The 18,426-nt window shown below is 40.1% G+C and carries 21 protein-coding genes; 8 read left to right on the plus strand and 13 right to left on the minus strand.

Annotated elements, in window-relative coordinates:
* From ACSHXM_RS00460 to ACSHXM_RS00485, 6 genes are all read left to right on the plus strand, one after another.
* A partial coding sequence (locus tag ACSHXM_RS00460) for a copper resistance CopC family protein (RefSeq protein ID WP_435686730.1) occupies positions 1-287 on the plus strand: 287 nt, incomplete at its 5' end.
* A gap of 128 nt (positions 288-415) precedes the next feature.
* Complete coding sequence (locus tag ACSHXM_RS00465; RefSeq protein WP_435686731.1) at positions 416-1,198, plus strand: copper resistance D family protein; 783 nt, start codon at positions 416-418, stop codon at positions 1,196-1,198.
* 53 nt (positions 1,199-1,251) lie between these two features.
* Complete coding sequence (locus tag ACSHXM_RS00470; RefSeq protein ID WP_435686732.1) at positions 1,252-1,482, plus strand: hypothetical protein; 231 nt, start codon at positions 1,252-1,254, stop codon at positions 1,480-1,482.
* 290 nt (positions 1,483-1,772) lie between these two features.
* Positions 1,773-2,201, plus strand: a complete 429-nt coding sequence (locus ACSHXM_RS00475) for a MerR family transcriptional regulator (protein ID WP_235312859.1) — start codon at positions 1,773-1,775, stop codon at positions 2,199-2,201.
* Positions 2,194-4,437: a heavy metal translocating P-type ATPase gene (locus ACSHXM_RS00480; protein WP_435686733.1), complete on the plus strand. Its 2,244-nt coding sequence runs from the start codon at positions 2,194-2,196 to the stop codon at positions 4,435-4,437. Before ACSHXM_RS00475 ends, ACSHXM_RS00480 begins: the two co-directional genes overlap by 8 nt.
* A gap of 11 nt (positions 4,438-4,448) precedes the next feature.
* Positions 4,449-4,802, plus strand: coding sequence for a cupredoxin domain-containing protein (locus ACSHXM_RS00485; RefSeq protein ID WP_435686734.1), 354 nt, complete (start codon positions 4,449-4,451; stop codon positions 4,800-4,802).
* A 298-nt stretch (positions 4,803-5,100) separates the two neighbouring features.
* On the opposite strand, the gene ACSHXM_RS00490 is transcribed toward ACSHXM_RS00485, so the two are convergent.
* From ACSHXM_RS00490 to efp, 7 genes are all read right to left on the minus strand, one after another.
* On the minus strand, positions 5,101-5,502 hold the full coding sequence (locus ACSHXM_RS00490) for a TetR family transcriptional regulator (RefSeq protein ID WP_435686736.1): 402 nt from the start codon (positions 5,500-5,502) through the stop codon (positions 5,101-5,103).
* Positions 5,499-5,705: a hypothetical protein gene (locus ACSHXM_RS00495; protein WP_435686737.1), complete on the minus strand. Its 207-nt coding sequence runs from the start codon at positions 5,703-5,705 to the stop codon at positions 5,499-5,501. Before ACSHXM_RS00495 ends, ACSHXM_RS00490 begins: the two co-directional genes overlap by 4 nt.
* A gap of 12 nt (positions 5,706-5,717) precedes the next feature.
* Entirely contained in the window at positions 5,718-7,505 is a 1,788-nt protein-coding gene (locus tag ACSHXM_RS00500; protein ID WP_435686738.1) for a site-specific integrase, read from the minus strand.
* On the minus strand, positions 7,502-9,073 hold the full coding sequence (locus ACSHXM_RS00505) for a hypothetical protein (RefSeq protein ID WP_435686739.1): 1,572 nt from the start codon (positions 9,071-9,073) through the stop codon (positions 7,502-7,504). The genes ACSHXM_RS00500 and ACSHXM_RS00505 overlap by 4 nt, the downstream gene beginning before the upstream one ends.
* A 78-nt stretch (positions 9,074-9,151) precedes the next feature.
* Positions 9,152-10,294: a tyrosine-type recombinase/integrase gene (locus ACSHXM_RS00510; RefSeq protein ID WP_435686740.1), complete on the minus strand. Its 1,143-nt coding sequence runs from the start codon at positions 10,292-10,294 to the stop codon at positions 9,152-9,154.
* A gap of 134 nt (positions 10,295-10,428) precedes the next feature.
* Positions 10,429-11,403: an elongation factor P--(R)-beta-lysine ligase gene (epmA, locus tag ACSHXM_RS00515; protein ID WP_435686741.1), complete on the minus strand. Its 975-nt coding sequence runs from the start codon at positions 11,401-11,403 to the stop codon at positions 10,429-10,431.
* An 82-nt stretch (positions 11,404-11,485) separates the two neighbouring features.
* Positions 11,486-12,055 carry an elongation factor P gene (gene efp, locus ACSHXM_RS00520; protein WP_435686742.1) on the minus strand — a complete coding sequence of 190 codons (570 nt, stop codon included), beginning with the start codon at positions 12,053-12,055 and terminating at the stop codon, positions 11,486-11,488.
* Between the two features lie 35 nt (positions 12,056-12,090).
* Here efp and epmB point away from each other — a divergent pair, with 35 nt between their 5' ends.
* Positions 12,091-13,116 (plus strand): EF-P beta-lysylation protein EpmB, encoded by a 1,026-nt coding sequence (epmB, locus tag ACSHXM_RS00525; RefSeq protein ID WP_435686743.1) that lies wholly within the window; start codon positions 12,091-12,093, stop codon positions 13,114-13,116.
* Between the two features lie 166 nt (positions 13,117-13,282).
* Here epmB and ACSHXM_RS00530 read toward each other — a convergent pair whose 3' ends face one another.
* Positions 13,283-13,474, minus strand: coding sequence for a hypothetical protein (locus ACSHXM_RS00530; protein WP_435686745.1), 192 nt, complete (start codon positions 13,472-13,474; stop codon positions 13,283-13,285).
* A gap of 85 nt (positions 13,475-13,559) precedes the next feature.
* On the opposite strand from ACSHXM_RS00530, the gene ACSHXM_RS00535 reads away from it, so the two are divergent.
* Positions 13,560-13,871, plus strand: coding sequence for a hypothetical protein (locus ACSHXM_RS00535; protein ID WP_435686746.1), 312 nt, complete (start codon positions 13,560-13,562; stop codon positions 13,869-13,871).
* 12 nt (positions 13,872-13,883) lie between these two features.
* Here ACSHXM_RS00535 and ACSHXM_RS00540 read toward each other — a convergent pair whose 3' ends face one another.
* The 5 genes from ACSHXM_RS00540 to ACSHXM_RS00560 all read right to left on the minus strand — a co-directional run bounded on the left by ACSHXM_RS00540 (position 13,884) and on the right by ACSHXM_RS00560 (position 18,424).
* Positions 13,884-15,176 carry a hypothetical protein gene (locus ACSHXM_RS00540; RefSeq protein WP_435686747.1) on the minus strand — a complete coding sequence of 431 codons (1,293 nt, stop codon included), beginning with the start codon at positions 15,174-15,176 and terminating at the stop codon, positions 13,884-13,886.
* Positions 15,177-15,325: 149 nt separating this feature from the next.
* On the minus strand, positions 15,326-15,466 hold the full coding sequence (locus ACSHXM_RS00545; RefSeq protein ID WP_435686748.1) for a hypothetical protein: 141 nt from the start codon (positions 15,464-15,466) through the stop codon (positions 15,326-15,328).
* A 96-nt stretch (positions 15,467-15,562) separates the two neighbouring features.
* Positions 15,563-15,817 (minus strand): hypothetical protein, encoded by a 255-nt coding sequence (locus ACSHXM_RS00550; protein WP_435686749.1) that lies wholly within the window; start codon positions 15,815-15,817, stop codon positions 15,563-15,565.
* 43 nt (positions 15,818-15,860) lie between these two features.
* On the minus strand, positions 15,861-17,750 hold the full coding sequence (parE, locus tag ACSHXM_RS00555) for a DNA topoisomerase IV subunit B (protein WP_435686750.1): 1,890 nt from the start codon (positions 17,748-17,750) through the stop codon (positions 15,861-15,863).
* Between the two features lie 92 nt (positions 17,751-17,842).
* Positions 17,843-18,424, minus strand: coding sequence for a YqiA/YcfP family alpha/beta fold hydrolase (locus tag ACSHXM_RS00560; RefSeq protein WP_435686825.1), 582 nt, complete (start codon positions 18,422-18,424; stop codon positions 17,843-17,845).
* Positions 18,425-18,426 lie beyond the last annotated feature (2 nt).

The raw sequence follows: 18,426 nt of genomic DNA on the forward strand, positions 1-18,426 counted from the left end.
CGCATGTGCATCTTGAAAAAACCGTGCCTGCTGATAATGCAATGTTAATGAAAACACCGGAAGAACTTAAACTTAAGTTCAGTAAAGAAGTGCGTTTAGTCAAAGTATCGTTAAAAAATAAGCAAGGGGAAAAAGTAAAATTTGGTTTTATACCTTCAAAAGAAGCAAACGGCACATTTTCGTGGAAATTACCTAAATTGGCTCCCGCCAATTATATCGTGGGTGTGACTTTCTTAGGTAATGACGGTCATAAAATGAAGAATAGCTTTGGATTCATGGTTCATTAATTAGAGTAATCATTATGGAAATGTATATCTGGAATGCAATCATAGTTTTGTCAAAAATTTTGTTTTACGTGGGCTTTGCTTGCATAGCTGGATATACATTTTGGGGAGGATCGTATAGCGGCAATACGATGAAAACTGAAGATAAAAGGTCGTTTAGTCAAATTACCTTTATGACCGCCTTAATCGCTTTTATAGCAAATACTGTCTGGTTTTTTGCTAATACGGGTGCAATAGCTGAAGAAGGAATTGGTGGGGTTTTAGACCTAGATATGATTATTATCATGTGGGATTCATCCATAGGCGATACTGCAATTTGGCGCTCGATTGGTTTGATTGGGGCAATGATGTTAGTAGTTTTTTCTTCTCAAATGACAGTAAGAAATCGAAGTTTAAATGTCCTACAACTCTTGCTAGTCATATGTCTACTTGTTTTTTCTTACTCTTATACGTTGGTTGGGCATGTTTCCGAAATGGGAGTATTTGAAAAAGGGCTATTAATGATACATGTCATAGTTATGGCATGGTGGTTTGGTGCCCTTTATCCTCTTAAAAAAGCCTGCGATATGTTGGAACTTGAAAAGCTCTATCAAATAATGGAAAGGTTTGGAAAACAAGCTAGCGTCATGGTGAGCTTACTTTTAATCGCAGGCTTATTATTGGTAATTCAGTTGGTTGGCGGAATAGAGGCTCTTCTTACTAGTAATTATGGACAAACCATATTAGTTAAATTGTTACTAGTGACTAGCATATTGACGATAGCCGCTACACACAAATTGAAATTAGTTCCACAACTCAAAAGCAACGATGGCAGAAAAGCATTATCCAAATCAATCTCAATTGAAATGTTTGTAGCTATTGCCATTTTATCTGTAACAGCAGTGCTTACTAGTATTGTCGGCCCTGTAAATTAAACCTAAAAAGATAATGAAAATATAAAAAAATAAATATACTACTCGTTCTATTAATGACGTTTAACTTTGGAGTTCACGCTCATGGTGACAAACAAAAAGATAAAAGAATATTCAAAGGACTAGATACCCCTGCCGCAATGGTTGTATTAGCTTTTAATGAAGCGTTAAAACCAAGTAACAAAGAGCTTGCGCGTGCTCAATTAGCTTATGATGTCACCATTTATGAGGGTCATGTCGAAACAAAGAAGTGCAGACGAATACGCTCATCATCATATGTTGTCTGATATGAGTGCTTCGCGGCTATGAAGAGCTAATCACTAGAGCACCAAGTGATGGTATTTGATAATACCCAATATCAGCCTCGCGTAGACACTCCATAGGTATTCACAAGCGTAAATAGCGCGATTACCAAGGTATGGAAACAATGGTGCTGGAAAAACAAAACGGTGAATGGAAAATCAAACACATCCACTGGTCACATTAAATTAGAAATTATTATATTAGGCTTGACCTGTGTCTTACACACAGGTTTAAACTGAGCTTAGTTAATCAATTTATTGAGTTAGGATTGTTTATGAAAGTTACCGAATTAGCCAAAGAGTTTGGAACAACACCCGATACTGTCAGGTACTATACTCGCTTAAAGTTACTTAACCCAGCTAAGTCAGAAAACGGATATAAGTATTACCCTTTAACAGAAATCTCTCGACTGAAGTTTATTTTAAGTGCAAGACATCTCGGATTTTCAGTGTCGGATATACGACATATTATTGATGAGGCAAGTCTCGGAAAATCAGCATGCCCTTTAGTTAGATCTCTTATTAAAGAAAGGTTAGCTGACACCGAAAAACAATTTCAGGCAATGTTAGCGTTGCGTAAAAATATGAACGATGCGCTAGCACAATGGGATGTCAAGGAAGATAAAACTCCAACGTCAACTATGGTATGTCACCTCATAGATAGTTTTGAACCTACAAAGGAATATGGTGGTTCCCATGACTAATACTAAATCCGATATTCATCTCATTATTGAAGGAGCTGGGTGTGCTAGCTGTGTAGGCAAAATTGAAGGGGCGTTAAAGGCAACTCTTGGTGTAGTCAGTGCGGAAATGAATTTTGCTGATAGGACTGTAATAGTATCAGGGACAGCTAAAACCGAAGAATTGATCAAAGCTGTTGAGTCTGTGGGTTATAACGCTAAACCAATTGATGATAGCTCGGAAAATGATGTACTAGATGAAAAAGAAGCGGCTGATTGGGCTTATTACAAAAAGCTGATGAGAGATACGTTTATTGCACTTTCATTAGGCATACCCCTTATGATCTACAGTATTGTTATTGGCGAAATGACAGTAGAAACAAACGCTGAACGAATGTCGTGGTTCATGGTTGGTGTTTTAACTTTTGGCGTTATGTACTTTTCAGGTAAGCATTTTTATGTTGGTGCTTGGAAGAGCTTTAAAAACCATTCTGCCAATATGGACACTCTGATTGCATTAGGAACTGGTACAGCGTGGATTTACTCAATGGTTGTTGTCTTTGTGCCTGATGCTATCCCGATGATGGCTAGGCATGTGTATTTTGAAGCAACCGCTATGATCATTGGTTTGATTAATTTGGGTTTAGCACTTGAACTGAAAGCCAGAGGAAAAACATCGGAAGCGATAAAGCGTCTCATTGGGCTGCAAGCTAAAACAGCAACGGTGATTCGCGATAAAAAAGAAGTTCAAATTGGTATTGAGCAAGTCCTTTTGAAAGATGTGGTTAAAGTAAAGCCCGGTGAAAAAATGCCTGTTGATGGTGTTGTCATTGAAGGTCACACATCTATTGATGAATCAATGCTTACTGGTGAGCCAATGCCTGTGGAGAAAACTGAAGGAGATGAAGTTGTTGCGGGCACTTTAAACAAGTCAGGTATGATTTTCTTTAAGGCAACACGAGTAGGGAAAGATACTGCGCTAGCACAGATCATCAATATGGTGAAAAGAGCACAAAACTCTAAACCACCAATAGGTCGTCTTGCTGACGTGATTTCAGGCTACTTTGTTCCTGTGGTGATGATTATTTCGGTTTTAAGCGCATTAGCATGGCTTAACTTTGGGCCAGCTCCTGCGATAGCATTTGCAATCGTTTCTGCAACTACGGTGTTAATTATCGCTTGCCCTTGTGCATTAGGTTTGGCAACGCCTATGTCGGTTATGGTTGGGGTGGGCAAGGCAGCCGAAGCAGGTGTACTTATTCGAAATGGAGAAGCATTACAAACAGCCTCCAAAATCACAGCAATGATATTAGATAAAACAGGCACAATTACCGAAGGGGCACCTAAGGTAACAGATATCGTTTTGGCACATTCAAAGGACGATAAAAAAGTATTACAGCTTGCCGCTAGTCTAGAGAGTGGTTCAGAGCATCCCTTAGCACAAGCCATTGTAGAGAGTGCTTTGGAAAGAGACATTAAACTTTTAAAAATCGATTCTTTTAAAGCCATCACAGGATTTGGTGTAGAGGCAAACTGTGAAAATCGCGTTTTACTTTTCGGCAACGAAAAGCTGATGAAAATAAAAGGTGTCGATGTAACTGGTCATATTGAGCAAGCTCAAACCTTAGCTAAAGAAGCAAAAACACCAATGTACTTTGCTATTGATGGACACCTTGCTGCTCTTATTGCAGTGGCTGACCCAATAAAACCTGATTCCATTTCAGCTATCAAGCGACTTCAAGCGAATAACATACGCGTAATTATGCTAACTGGCGATAATAAGGAAACTGCCACCGCAGTTGCTGCGAAAGTAGGAATTACTGAATTTCTAGCTGAAGTTTTGCCAGAAGATAAAGCCAACAAGGTTCAAAAGCTACAACGCAATGGTGAAATTGTTGGCATGACAGGAGATGGAATAAATGACGCGCCAGCGCTTGCATTAGCTGATGTTGGATTTGCTATAGGTACAGGTACAGATGTAGCTATTGAAAGTGCAGATATTACCTTGATGAAAAGCTCTCTGAATGGTTTGGCAGATGCAATCGCAGTAAGTAAGGCAACCCTTCGCAATATTAAGCAAAATCTATTTGGGGCGTTTATTTACAACGTAGCTGGTGTCCCATTAGCAGCAGGAGTGATGTATCCATTATTCGGTATCTTGCTAAGCCCTGTAATAGCTGGCGCTGCGATGGCACTTTCATCGTTGACAGTAGTGTCTAACGCTAATCGACTCCGTTTGTTTAAAGATCAAGAGCACTAAGGATAATAGACATGATTGTAATCAATATAATTGGACTAGTTTTGATCGCAATAATAGTTTGGTGGTTTTGGCTATATAAGCCACAAGAAACTGTTGTCGAAAATAATGAAATTATGATTGAAGTAAAAAATGGAGTTTATTCGCCAGCCTTAATTCAAGTGGCAGCAGACAGACCTATTTTATTGAAGTTTTTTCGTAATGATCAGACTCCTTGCTCTGAAACATTATTATTTCCGTCCTTGGAAATAAGCGAACAGCTCAAATTAAATGAAATAACTCAAGTGAATATTAAAGCACTAATACCCGGTGAATATGAGTTTCATTGCCAGATGAAAATGTATCACGGGGTTTTAAAGGTAATTTGATTACACGTATTAGTTCCTTCATGAACAAAATATCCCCAATACCTGCATTCATTCAAGGTGAGATCAAAATAGAAGTTAGGCAAAAACAATGCGGGATCATAGTATCGTGCCTGCATATAAATTAGTACGATCTTAAAGATAGCTATGTATTACATTAAAACGAACAAAATCTGACCGTCCGCTAACTTGGGCAAAGGAGACGATCGGCCAAGTTAAATTTAGCCACTACTTTTCGCCCTGGTTAGGTCAAAACCTATCATCCCAAGCCATCTTTAATTAGGGCTAATAAGATTAACCGCTACTTTAGCGGCACGACATTACTGGGATTCACTGCTTGTGCAAGTAGGCGTTTATTCTCCATAATCAAGGTCGCATTCTTAGACTGCAAGTAAGCGTTCATTGCCTTTAGCTCTTCAAGCTCACCCCTTAACTCTTTGCTTCGATCTCTGGATTTATTAAGTTGTTGCTGCTTTTCGTCAATCTGCTGCTGCCTTGCCTTGCCTTTTCCACCGAGTATTCTTTCATAGAGAAGGTGGTAGTCTCGGACAATAAGCGCTCTACTCACACCAGCTTCCTCAGCGACAGCCATAACACTCATTTTACGATCAGAGTCGACTATCTTCGGTCTGCCTTTTTCAATTCTAATGATGGCTTGCCGAATGTTTTTGTGCATTGCTGTTTCATTTACTGGTTTGCTCATAGGGCACCTCTTTCCTTATAGCTATCTATCATCTTCTGCACTTGCTCAACAAGCTCTTCGGGTACGCGCATGACTTTGGTTAACGTTTTGCTCTTTGGTCTTCCAGCGCCATTGCGTTTGCCACCATGACCAAGCCTCCAATCATGTTCATCTACAAAACTCATTTGGTCTGATTTATCTGTTTTCTTGATTTTTTTAGTCATGTAAACACCTTGTCATTGATTGTTGTTACCAATATCAACTTTCATTTTATCAACGTCTATTCCAAGTGATGTTAATACATTTTCACATCGCGCCATCCCATTTGCTACTGCGGCCTGACCCGCTTCACCAATGTCGTCCATTTGTGACAAATCAAACTGTTGAATGAGCATTCCCTCCCAATGTTTTTGATTGTTCTTGTCGATGATGCCGTGATCGCATTCGTCGCACTTACCTCCCATGCAGCCATCATCATCGTTGGTGCACCATGCAATGCCAGTGGCGCGAATGGGTATATTGCCGGAGTAAGCTCGAACCATATCTTCTCTGGTTTTAAACGTCTTGATATGCTCTTCATCGCCTCGCACTTTCATGATCCGTTCAGCAATAGCACCTCCCGCGAGCGGAGAATCTAGGCCAAACCAATCAAATTTAATCTGCTCTTCCAGCCAATACTGCTCTCTGAGCAATTCTTCAAATAATTCTTGGTCTAACTTATCGTTGTATGCATAAAGCGCAGTCATTTGAATCGACCAGTGCTTGAAGTGGTCTTTGAGCGCCCTGATATCCCCTAGCTGACTGTGCACGACATAGTTAGCGAACGTGCGCCTAAATTGATGTGATGACAAGTTCCAGTCAGAGCCTATTTTAGCACAGAGGTTCGGAAGCCTACCCTCTGTAACGAAATCACCACTAAGCACGGTGACCGAGGAGCCTGCCTTGGTGTGACTTAAGCATACCTTGTTAGTAATATTTTCGAGGCGGTTGACTTCTTCGTGGTCGTTCCGTGCTCTGGCAGAGGCTAAATCGGCTTCTACGCGGGTCTGTAAATCACTGGAATAGCGCTCTAATATTTTAATGGCATCGATGGCGATTTTAGGCGCAATCCACTCCGCTAACCCTGTGTAGGTTTTCTTAGAAACCGTTTCGATGTAGTAGTACGTTTCGTCATCTTTGGTTTCTTTGCGATACGCACCGCGCTTGATGCCTAACACTTCGTGAATACGCATTCCGGTGGTGAGTAATATCCAAAATAGACAGCTATCACGCAGCAACAAAAGCGCCTCGTTTAAATCAAGTAGCTCGTCAGCTCGGTCAAGAAAGCCTTTCGTGAAGCTGCAAAGCGCTTTCAGTGTGTCATCGGGGATAATCAATGTTTTGGGTTTGTTTTGCGATTCTGCAAGAGCAGCGCCTACAAGTCCTGCCTGCTCAGAAGCGCTACTTTCAGGCCACGGATGCTCTTCAACAAATTCAAACGGATGACAATATTGATGTATGTTTTCTAGCGCTAAGAATTTCATGGTTTTAGTGCCAGGTACTAAGGGCTTCCATTGCCCCTTACGCTTTGTTTTCATGGCGTTGACATGTAACACATACTGCTGCGCAGAAAAGGCGTTAAGCCCTTGTACTGCAAGCGTATCCGACTTACTCAGCCACGAAAAAAAAGATACTAACTTATTCAGACTATTGCGTAGTGAGCCAACGGCATTCCCTTTCAACTTTTGATTCCATATTATCCACTTTGCCATAGCCTTTGCGTTGGCATCATGGATTCTCGTAAAGTCCAATTTCAGCTTATTGGCTACTGTGTCACTTGCTCCCTCGTCGGCGCGGAAATACCAATTATCGTCTTCATAACGGGATAAGACATGATATTTCCCATTTGACAACTTAATGAAGGTTGCGATACCGGATAGCGAGCCTTGAAGGGCTTTCCTTAACGCTTCGCTGTTGCGGTTGGGCTCAAGGCATTTCTGCTGTCTAAATTCGATTTCGGAAAGCTCTGCTTGTCTAATTTTCATTGACCTACTCTCAACATGTCTAGGTTAATCCAGTATGGGTGGGGATTATGTTTGGCTCTTTCACGCTCAGCTTGAAGATGCGATAACATGCCTTGGGCTATAAAAGCTGGCTCCACTTCGGTATCAATGATATTTAAAACATTGCGTAGATGGCGCTTCCAATCCTTGCGACCAAAGGAGTCCCGATTACGTACAATCGCCCAATAGAGGCTATAGAGGCGATATAAATCATCCCCTGTTATTACACAGCTTTTACATCTAAAGCACGCCAGAAAATCCGCGCAGGTTTTTCCGTTTTTAGGCGCTTTATCACCATTTATGGGGTCTTTACAGTGAGCTGTTGGCGTAACCTTAGCGTCAGACGTTAGCTCTTTGACTCGAACCTCTCCCATCAAACCCAAATTTCGTTTCACCTGTTCAGGTGCTTCAAGGTAATGGTCGATGGTCTCTGTGCCTTTGTGTTTTGCTGCGCTGGCCGCCACTAAGATATTCTCACCCGAAAGTTCATAGATACCATTGATGAATGTTTTTCGAATGCGACTGAGGTTGATGACTATCGCTTTGCCGTCCTCGTCCTTAAGCTCATAATGCTTAGCGAGGGTTTTAATTCCTAAGCTCAAAACTGCGTCTGTCAAAGAGGTTATTTCGCCACTATTCCCCCCCCTACGCGAAGTAAATAACAAAAGATGGTCACTATTTAGCGTGTCTCGCAAGGGTTTATTAAGGGTTGTTATCCGCTCAATCGTGTACGCCACGTCAAGTTTTACGCCTTGGACTAAGGATAACTCCTCAGACTTTCTCAAGTTTTGAAGCTGCGTCGCATTCCCTCGCCTTTTAAACACCGTGAGCAATTTGCGGTTTTTCTTTAAAGGGTGGTCACTCAAGGAGTCCGTTGCCATCTCTAGCAGTGGTGAGGTGTTAATGCCCGTTTGCATGGCGATACCAAGCACACATACGGTTAGCTCATAGCTTGTTAAGGGCTCAGTGCGAGACTGCGCGTAAATACCTGTCAACGCTTGTTTTAATGCCACCACTACCTGGCGTTTCTCATGTTCACTAAATGGCTTCGCTCCCTTTGCACGCCTGTTGGATTTTGGGTAGGGGTTACTCGGAAAAGTGATAGCGTAAATGTCTTTATCAACGACCCAGTAGTTATGTTTGTGCATTGCAGTCAGTAAGGATTTAACCATTGTGTAAAAGCTTTTTTGGGATGTATACCCCAAGCCCAGCCCTAGTAGGTGCCCCTTAAACCCTGCAATCAACTCAGGCGAAATATCTTCATGCGTCAGCTCGTAACCTTTGGCGTGATGCCAAATTTCTAGATACTCAGCGAGATATATAAATCCTGTATTTAGATAGCTAAGCTTTGATTTCTCTGAGCCATTCTTGCTGTTTTTGAGTAAGGTTTGCACTGTGTAAAAAACGCGATTGGTAATATCATCAAAGCCTTTGCCGTAATGTTTTCCCATATCGTAATTATTTCCCTTGCTTGTTTTTGAGCCTAGGTTTGGGAAGTTGATAACGGGATTGGTAGGGCGCAATGCACTTTGATTTTCAATGCTTATCATGGGCGTGGTAACCGATTTTTTCTTAAATCGGTCGGCACTGACTTGCCTGTCTTTTCTTTTTGTTATAGTCCTTTACCCCTAAAGTTCGTCAATGGCATTAATGGAATCTTGATATTCAAGACTCACATCATCCAACAGGTCATTGATTACATGCAGGTATCGCATGGTGGTTGTGATGCTGGAGTGCCCCAATCGACGTTGGAGATACATGAGAGGTTCAAATTTCGTACTCTTACTCTTTTGCAGCCCTTTCAACATGTGGGTGGCGTAGGTATGTCTTAGCTTATGAGGGTTGACTTTAAATGGCAGATTTAACTTGTTCAGTGCATTATTAAAGCCAGCGCCTTCACACCACTCATTACCTTCTGTGGTCAGGAATAGATAATTAGAAACAACACCTGATGCTTCTTGTTGTTGAAACCTTAGTTCGTTTACGTAATCCCAAAGGTCATTCATGAGCCTAACTGGTATATCAATAGAGCGTTCATCCTCACCCTTTGTCCGATTGATATCTACACTGCAAGTCTTTTCGTTCTGCCTTGTCTTTCGAATGGCATTAAGGGGAAATAACAACAACTCCTTTTTACGAATTCCTGTTTGTAAGCAAAGGCGAACCATGAGTTTTAAGGTTGGTTTTTTTATTGCTTCAAGTAGTGTTTGAATCTCTTCAGTTTGTAAAAACTTAATGGGTATTTTAGTCGTGGTCATCATTATGTCGGGGCTATAAGCCTCGTTAGTACCACTTACTGCATGAGCTAGAAAAGCGTGTTTGTCTGAACTTGCCCTTACTGATTCTAGAGCATACGGTAGTGCCATAACCCAACCTTGTCCAACGGCATACTGATAAAACTTAATGATGGTTCGAAGGTATTGATTAGTTGAGTTAACTGACAACTTAAAGTCTGTAATACACACATCTCGGTAAACAGACAGTAGCATTTCATTTTCACCATCATCACTAATCTCTTTCCAATTCTGATCATTATCTTCACAGAATGAGAAAAAACTAGACATGTGATTTGCGTAGGTACTCCATGTCTTCTTGCTTGCTACCCTTCCACGCTTAAGTAGGAAATAATTTAGAAACTCATGACCTTCCTCAAACAGCATCCCTGTTTCAATCTCTAGAGCTTCATCAGTCTTAGTCCAAGTCAAAAGTGGAAAGTCTGGGTAAGAAAACCCCCTAACTATGTAATCTACCGTGCTATTAAGAACTATCATAACCAATCATCATTATTACTGTATAGACAACCAGTGTAATAATCAGAAAGGGAAATGCAAGTACTAGTTACACTTTATAGGATACTTAACATGTTTATTCCTTTTTAAATTAAACTTAGTTGCACGAATACCCATTACGCTCTGCCATGTTCAAAAGCGAGAACTTGGTCAATGCTGGTAACTTGTAATGCTAACATCACTAATCTATCGATACCTAAAGCCACACCCGCACAGGCTGGTAAACCAGATTTAAGCGCTTCGATAAGGTTTTGGTCGATAGGCATTTCTGCTAATCCCTGCTGTTTACGTTTTTTGTTGTCGGCCTCAAACCTAACTAACTGCTCAGTAGCGTCATCTAATTCATGAAAACCATTAGCTAACTCTACACCTTTAAAATACAGCTCAAAACGCTCTGCGACCTTTGTATTAAGAGGGTTGATTTTTGCTAATGCCGCTTGTGACGCTGGAAAGTCATACACAAAACAAGGGCGCTCTTGCCCAATCTTAGGCTCCACTTTTTGACTAAATAACAACATCAGTAAGGTATCTTTATTCGTTTCATTTTCAGCAAGGTGCTGAAAACCATGTTGTCCGGCTAACGACTGCAAATCAGCTAAACTTGCTGAGATTGGATCACAGGCTAGGTGTTGTTCAAACGCTTCTTGATATGTCAGTTTTTCAGCACTACCACAATTTAGGATAAGCTGGATCAACTCATTCATTTCTGCCATTAGTTGATGATGATCAAAATCAGGACGATACCATTCAAGCATAGTAAATTCTGGATTATGAAAACGCCCCGCTTCCTCATTACGAAAAGATTTACAAATCTGATAAATCGCTCCACTGCCTGCACATAGCAGTCGTTTCATTGCAAATTCAGGAGAAGTTTGTAAATACAAAGTTTGGGAGTTTGCTTTAAAAGGGCTTTGAAACGAAGTGCTGAAGGAATGCAGGTGTTCATCTGTGACTGTATGTTGACTTAAAGCCGGCGTGTCAACTTCCAATACATTTCTGTCAGCAAAAAACTGTCTAATTTTTTGTAAAATATTGGCTCGCTTTTTCAGCGTTGAAATAGCAGCACTAGGTTGCCAACTTGTCACCGTCATAATTAAAATGCCACTAGTTTTAAGAAACCAAAAATAAAAAAGCCCATCAAAGATGAGCCTTCAATTACACATTTTACAAATGTTATTTTTGTGCTCTACCCACGTATTCTGCAGTTCGGGTATCGACGCGTACAACTTCACCTATTTGAATGAACAAAGGCACACGAACAACTGCCCCAGTAGATAAAGTGGCAGGTTTACCACCTGTACCCGCAGTATCTCCTTTTAAACCAGGATCTGTTTCTGTTACTTCCAATTCAACAAAGTTTGCTGGTTGTACAACAATAGGTGAGCCATTCCAAAGAGTGATCGTGCACACATCATTTTCTACTAACCATTTAACATTTTCACCTACTGCACTTTCGTCAGCGGCAATTTGCTCAAATGTATCGTTATTCATAAAATGCCAAAATTCACCATCTGTGTACAAATAGGCCAAATCAGTATCCAATACGTCAGCACCTTCAACAGACTCACCAGATTTAAAGGTTTTTTCTAACACTTTACCTGAAATCAATTTGCGAATTTTAACGCGACTAAAGGCTTGGCCTTTTCCTGGTTTAACAAATTCATTTTCAAGAATGTTGCAAGGTTCGCCGTCGAGCATTATCTTTAAGCCCGCTTTAAACTCATTTGTACTGAAATTTGCCATGTGTCCCCGTAAATATAACTATGCTGAGAAAATAATTGTCACAAATAATACCTAAAAAACTGCTGTCTGTAGAGAGTAACTGGCAAAAAGAAATTGCCACGAGTTTTTCTGACCCAGAATCATTGTTAAATTACCTAGAGTTACCGGTACAAAACTTCTTTGAAGACATTAAAGCTAGAGCGCTTTTTCCAATGCGAGTGCCTCGTTCTTTTGCCGCGAGAATGGAAAAAGGGAATCCTAAAGATCCTTTGTTTTTGCAAGTGTTCACTAGCAAATCTGAGTTTCTTGCTGCAAAAGGTTTCAGTAAAGATCCCCTTGATGAGCAGAATAATCAACAGCCTGGCATTTTGCATAAATATCAAAATAGGCTTCTGTTATTAGTCCGTGGTGGCTGCGCTGTAAATTGTCGTTATTGTTTTCGCCGTCATTTTCCCTATAGCGACAATCATCTAAACAAACAAGAATGGCAACAAGCCATAAGTTATATTGCTGATAATCCACAAATAGACGAAGTAATTTATTCGGGTGGCGACCCGCTAATGGCTAAAGATGAATTTTTAGATTGGTTAACTCAACAAATAGTTAAAATTAAACATGTCAAAAGATTGCGCATTCACACTCGGTTACCTGTGGTTATACCGTCTAGGATAACAACCGAGTTTGTTTCTTGGTTCACCCACTCTAGATTAAAACCTATATTGGTATTACATATTAACCACGTAAACGAAATTAATAAGGCTTTGGCAAGTTCAATACAAAAATTAAAAAACGCTGGGGTGACATTGCTTAATCAAGCTGTATTACTCAAAGGCGTCAATGATACTGTTGCACAACAAATTGCGCTAAATGAAGGAGTGTTTGAATTGGGCATTATGCCTTACTATTTACACTTGTTAGACAAAGTACAAGGTGCAGAACATTTTGAGGTGCCTGACCAACAAGCAAAAAGATTAATAACGGAATTAATAAAGCGTCAGCCAGGTTACCTGGTGCCTAAACTCGTAAGAGAAATAGGCGGCCATCCGGGCAAAACCCCACTTGATTTACAGCTTCATCCTTGAAATTAATTGAACTTGTTTTAATTAAATAACCCGAACTCGAGTCAAATAATAAGGCGTCTACCAGATTACCTGTCCCTAAACCTGTGTGAGAAATAGGCGTTAGATAACCTGGCAAAACGCCACTTGATTTACAGCTTCATCCATAGAGCGAACACTCTATAGCTAATTAGGCAAAAGTATCTATGTTAGAGCCTATTGCTGGATTAGCAGACGAAGTTTTTGGCACGTCAGCGGCTGAATCCAGCAGCTGAAGCGTCGCTTTACCCTCTGTCTCTTGCTGTGATTTAGCAAGTTGCAGAGACTTAATTTCTAGCGTCGCACCGGATGAAGCAGAGTGACTAGCACCTTGAATATCCATACCATATTCCTTGTAGCAAATTACAAAAGAAGGCAGAATTGCCCTCCTCGACAATATATCGGCAATAATAAACAGATCTTTAGCTATGCAAAAAATTATTCAAAAACTTGGTGAAAATGTTCAACTTATCTATCGAAAAGCAATCGATGCGGATCAAATCATTAGTCAATTACAAAATGATGGTAAAGGAAAGTTCACAGCTATCTTTCCGAAGGAATCTGGCTTCATTGCCAACAGTAAGTTTTTTAAACCTTACGTAGAAGAATTAGCAAAAACGGTTGTAGAACTATCTGAAAAGTCTGAGTCAGATTTAAAAAGCGAATTACCCAACTTAGTCAGCAAAATCGAACTGTTACTCAAAACCTTAAGTAATTTTCAGCAAACAGTACGTAAATAACCCACAGTGAACTCAATTAACTTCATGGTTATGGATAGATAAAACGGACACTCTGTGATTAATTTCCATAACCATTTTTGTGTATTCAGGGCTGTCTACCTCACCAAATTGCTTAGTAAATTCTGCTTTTCTAAGTCCTTCTGGTAAACCTTTGATAATTGGGAAGAATACACTTTCACTATAATTGTCAGCTAATTTTTGTTGTACAAACCACGCTGAATTTGGGTCGGTTGCCACTCGAGCAAATTCTACTCCAGCTACGTCTGCAGCTAAATCAACAAAACTAAATCCACTGCCGTCTTGGCTTCTATCCATTAACTCTTTAAATTCACCTATTGCGATACTTAAACCTTGCTCTGACAATATTTTAATCGCCGCTGAAAAAACAAAGTGCTGATTTAAATCACTACGATATTGCAACATTGGTTTTACCCAAGGTAAGGCAACCTTACCGTCTTCTGGTTGCACATCCCCCACCAAATTTGCAAACCTATGATGACCTGCAAAAATAGCCAAGGCCATTATTGCGGCTTTATTTTCTTGTGCGGCGGTTTCGTATGTTGATCGATATCGCGCCCAACGAAACAACGGCCCCATGAATTTTGCTAAAGATTGAGGCCTAGGTTTTTTCCCCACATCCAGTTCAGCAAGGTTTTTCAAATAATAAGCGGTACTGAGTCGCAACGCCTCGTCTCCCGAACCTCCTAACCCTTGCTTAACATCGTTCAAGTCCTTTAAAAACTGTTCTAAAGGTCGCATTGTCAAAACCATAGTTTGTGAATGCATAGTGACATGTTCAACTTGTTCAACAAATTGTGTGGCGATATCACTACGTGTATACCAGTTTGCTAAAGTAATGACAGATTTAAGAAGATATTGTCCTGGTATGAGAAAAGGTCCAACTTTAACGTAGTCAAATTGAATACCGGCTCCTGGCAACATCAAAATTTCAATATTGATAAAACGGCCAATTGGGTTAGGCGGCAGGGTGTAACTGACTAAAATTTTGCTAGACTTGGGCGTGATATGCACCTGTCCTTGCAAAGATTTTCGTGCTCTTTGAGCAAACCCCACTAAGCTGTTTAGCTGATTTTCGGTAATAGAAATGTTTTGTTGGACTTCACGATGTATCACACTTGTTCTAAGTTGCTGCATTAATGCTTTTACAGATTCTGCATGATTCACTTGTTGAGAGCTGCTGGCACGAAATTGGGGCTCAGATTCTATAGATACTATCAATAAACCTAACATTGCTACCAATAGGATTACGAATACCAGTGCCAAATATTTAAACAGCTTGAACAAAAACAATTCCTTTAAATCTAAATATGCTGTGTGGGAGAATTTTTAATATTAAACGATGCCGTGACCAAGAGGAACTCGTAAAGGTATTTAAAGAGCATATATTTGAATGGATGCAAAACGCCACTGTGCAAATAGCTAACAACTGTAAGTTAGTCATACAAACTTAATAACTTCATAGAAATCGCATCACTGCGAATAAGTTCTTGAGCTTTTTCTAATTCACTTAAATATTGGTTTTTATCAAAACATAACGTGGGAAATTCATCATAATTCCAGAACAAACCCTGCACTTTTTTACTTTTGTCGTCACGATGAGGATTACGCCATTGCCCCCAAAAAACAAAGTTATCATATGCCGTGACAACACCCAGAAAAATCCAACACTCTCACTCGCCGCAATCACAAGCATAAGGCATAAAATGCTGCCTTAACGGCTCAATTTTAATTAAGTTTTGCATCACGTCGCGACAACCTAACGCCGCGGTATAGGCGCCATTGATTTTATCGTCAAAGCGTTTTTCAAATTTGGTAATGCTAGAGAGTAAACTCACATCATCAATTAAAACATCGAAAACTAAACCTAGTCCACGATAATGCCCTACAGGTTTTAGGGTGAGTGTATTTAAAATTTCAGAGCTCAAGAAACACTCAACCTATGTGGCATGCTATATTCAAGTAGATCACTTAAACAATCGCCATATTACCTTTGGATTCGAGCCATTCTTTGCGGTCTGGGGCGCGCTTTTTAGACAACAACATATCCATGGTTTCTAACATGTGTTCATCATCTTCAACCGTTAATTGCACTAATCTACGAGTGTTGGGATCCATTGTGGTTTCACGTAATTGCATCGGGTTCATTTCACCCAAACCTTTAAAACGTTGCACGTTAACTTTACCGCGTTTTTTCTCAGCTACGATACGATCCAAAATACCTTCTTTTTCACCTTCATCTAAGGCATAAAATACTTCTTTACCAATATCAATCCTAAACAACGGCGGCATGGCCACGTAAACATGTCCAGTGTTGACTAATGTACGGAAGTGTTTGACAAACAAAGCACATAAAAGCGTCGCAATATGCAACCCATCAGAATCTGCATCAGCTAAGATACAAATTTTGTCATATCGCAGGCCAGATAAATCTTCTGAGTCAGGATCAATCCCTAAAGCAACGGATATATCATGTATTTCGTTTGATGCTAATACTTGCGAAGAGTCTACTTCCCAACTATTTAGGATTTTCCCCCTTAGCGGCATAATAGCCTGAAAATCTCTATCTCTGGCTTGTTTTGCAGAACCACCAGCAGAATCTCCTTCCACTAAAAATAATTCTGATCTTGAAGTGTCCTGTGTAGAACAATCAGTCAATTTTCCAGGTAACGCCGGGCCTTGCGTTATCTTTTTTCGTGCCACTTTTTTACTTTGACGTAATCGAGATTGTGCATTATTGATGCACATTTCTGCTAACAGTTCAGCTACGTCTGTGTGCTGATTTAGCCAAAGACTAAAGGCATCTTTAACCACACCTGATACAAAAACCGCGGCTTGGCGAGACGACAAACGCTCTTTAATTTGCCCAGCAAATTGAGGGTCTTGCATTTTAGTGGATAAAATATAGGTACATCGATCCCAAATATCTTCTGGGGTTAATTTCACCCCACGTGGCATTAAGTTTCTAAATTCACAAAATTCACGCATGGACTCTAATAACCCTTGGCGTAAACCGTTAACGTGAGTACCACCTTGTGCAGTTGGAATGAGGTTAACGTAACTTTCGGTAATCATTTCGCCACCTTCTGGCAACCACATTACCGCCCAATCGGCTGCTTCTGTGTTGCCTGAAAATACTCCTACAAAAGGCGCATCTTCTGGCAAGGTGACATATTCTTTAACTGACTGGTATAAATAATCTCGTAAACCATCTTCAAAATACCACTCAGTGGTTTCGTTATTAATTTTATTGTCGAATCGAATACGCAAACCTGGACATAAAACCGCTTTAGCCCGTAACACATGTAATAACTTAGTTACCGAAAACTTACCTGAATCAAAATATTTTTCATCAGGCCAAAAATGCACTTTAGTGCCTGTATTACGTTTACCGCAGGTATCAACCACTTCTAATTCTTGAACTTTGTCACCGTTTTCAAATGCGATTTGATAAACACTGCCGTCTCTACGAATATTCACTTCAACTCGTTTCGACAATGCATTAACAACGGATATACCTACACCATGTAAACCACCGGAAAATTGATAGTTTTTGTTAGAAAACTTACCACCCGCATGTAATTTAGTCATAATCAATTCAACGCCCGAAATACCTTCTTCGGGATGAATGTCTACCGGCATGCCTCGACCATCATCTGTCACTTCTAAAGATTGATCAGCATGTAACACCACTCGAATTGAGCTGGCAAATCCGCCCAACGCCTCGTCGACACTGTTATCGATGACCTCTTGGCTCAAATGATTAGGGCGAGTGGTATCGGTATACATACCAGGACGTCTTTGTACGGGTTCTAAACCATTTAAGACTTCTATTGCATCTGCATTATATTGATTTGACATAGTTTTATTTAGAGTTCTTATTGTTCGAATTAGCTAAACGTAAATTAACTGATAAATTTCTATCACTAAGGTTATGTTATACCAAGCTTCATTTAGTCTTGCAGTAGAAACCTAAAAATATCTGGCAAGAATCGTTCAAAATGTTGAAAACTGTGATCTCCACCTGCTTCTATGGTCATTTTACTGCCTTGATACTTTTGTTCCGCTTGACGATAATCGAGTGTTTCATCTGCAGCTTGCAGCAGTACCCAATACTCGGATAATTCTGAAACTTGTGGCGTATCAACATTGGTCAGTTCTGCAATATGCTTTTGTTCCAGAAAAAATTTTTCATCGGTATAGGGATTAACATGTTCACCAAGATAATCGACTAGTAATTCGTAAGGTCTAACCGCAGGGTTAATTAACACCGCTTTACCGCTATATTTTTCGCGCATATAAGTTGACAAATATCCACCCAAAGAGCTGCCAATAAAACGTAACTTTTTATTGGGGTATTGAGCAATTAAATTTTCAATTACCTCTACCGCTTGTTGAGGATAGTTTGCGAGTTTTGGAACTTCTATGGTCAATTGTGGATAATGACCTTTAACAAACTCAATCGTCTGTTGAGCTTTATGAGATTGAGGAGAACTTAAAAAGCCATGAAGATATACGATTAAATAATCCAATATGT

Source organism: Paraglaciecola sp., assembly GCF_051252315.1.
In the GTDB taxonomy this organism is placed as follows: domain Bacteria; phylum Pseudomonadota; class Gammaproteobacteria; order Enterobacterales; family Alteromonadaceae; genus Paraglaciecola.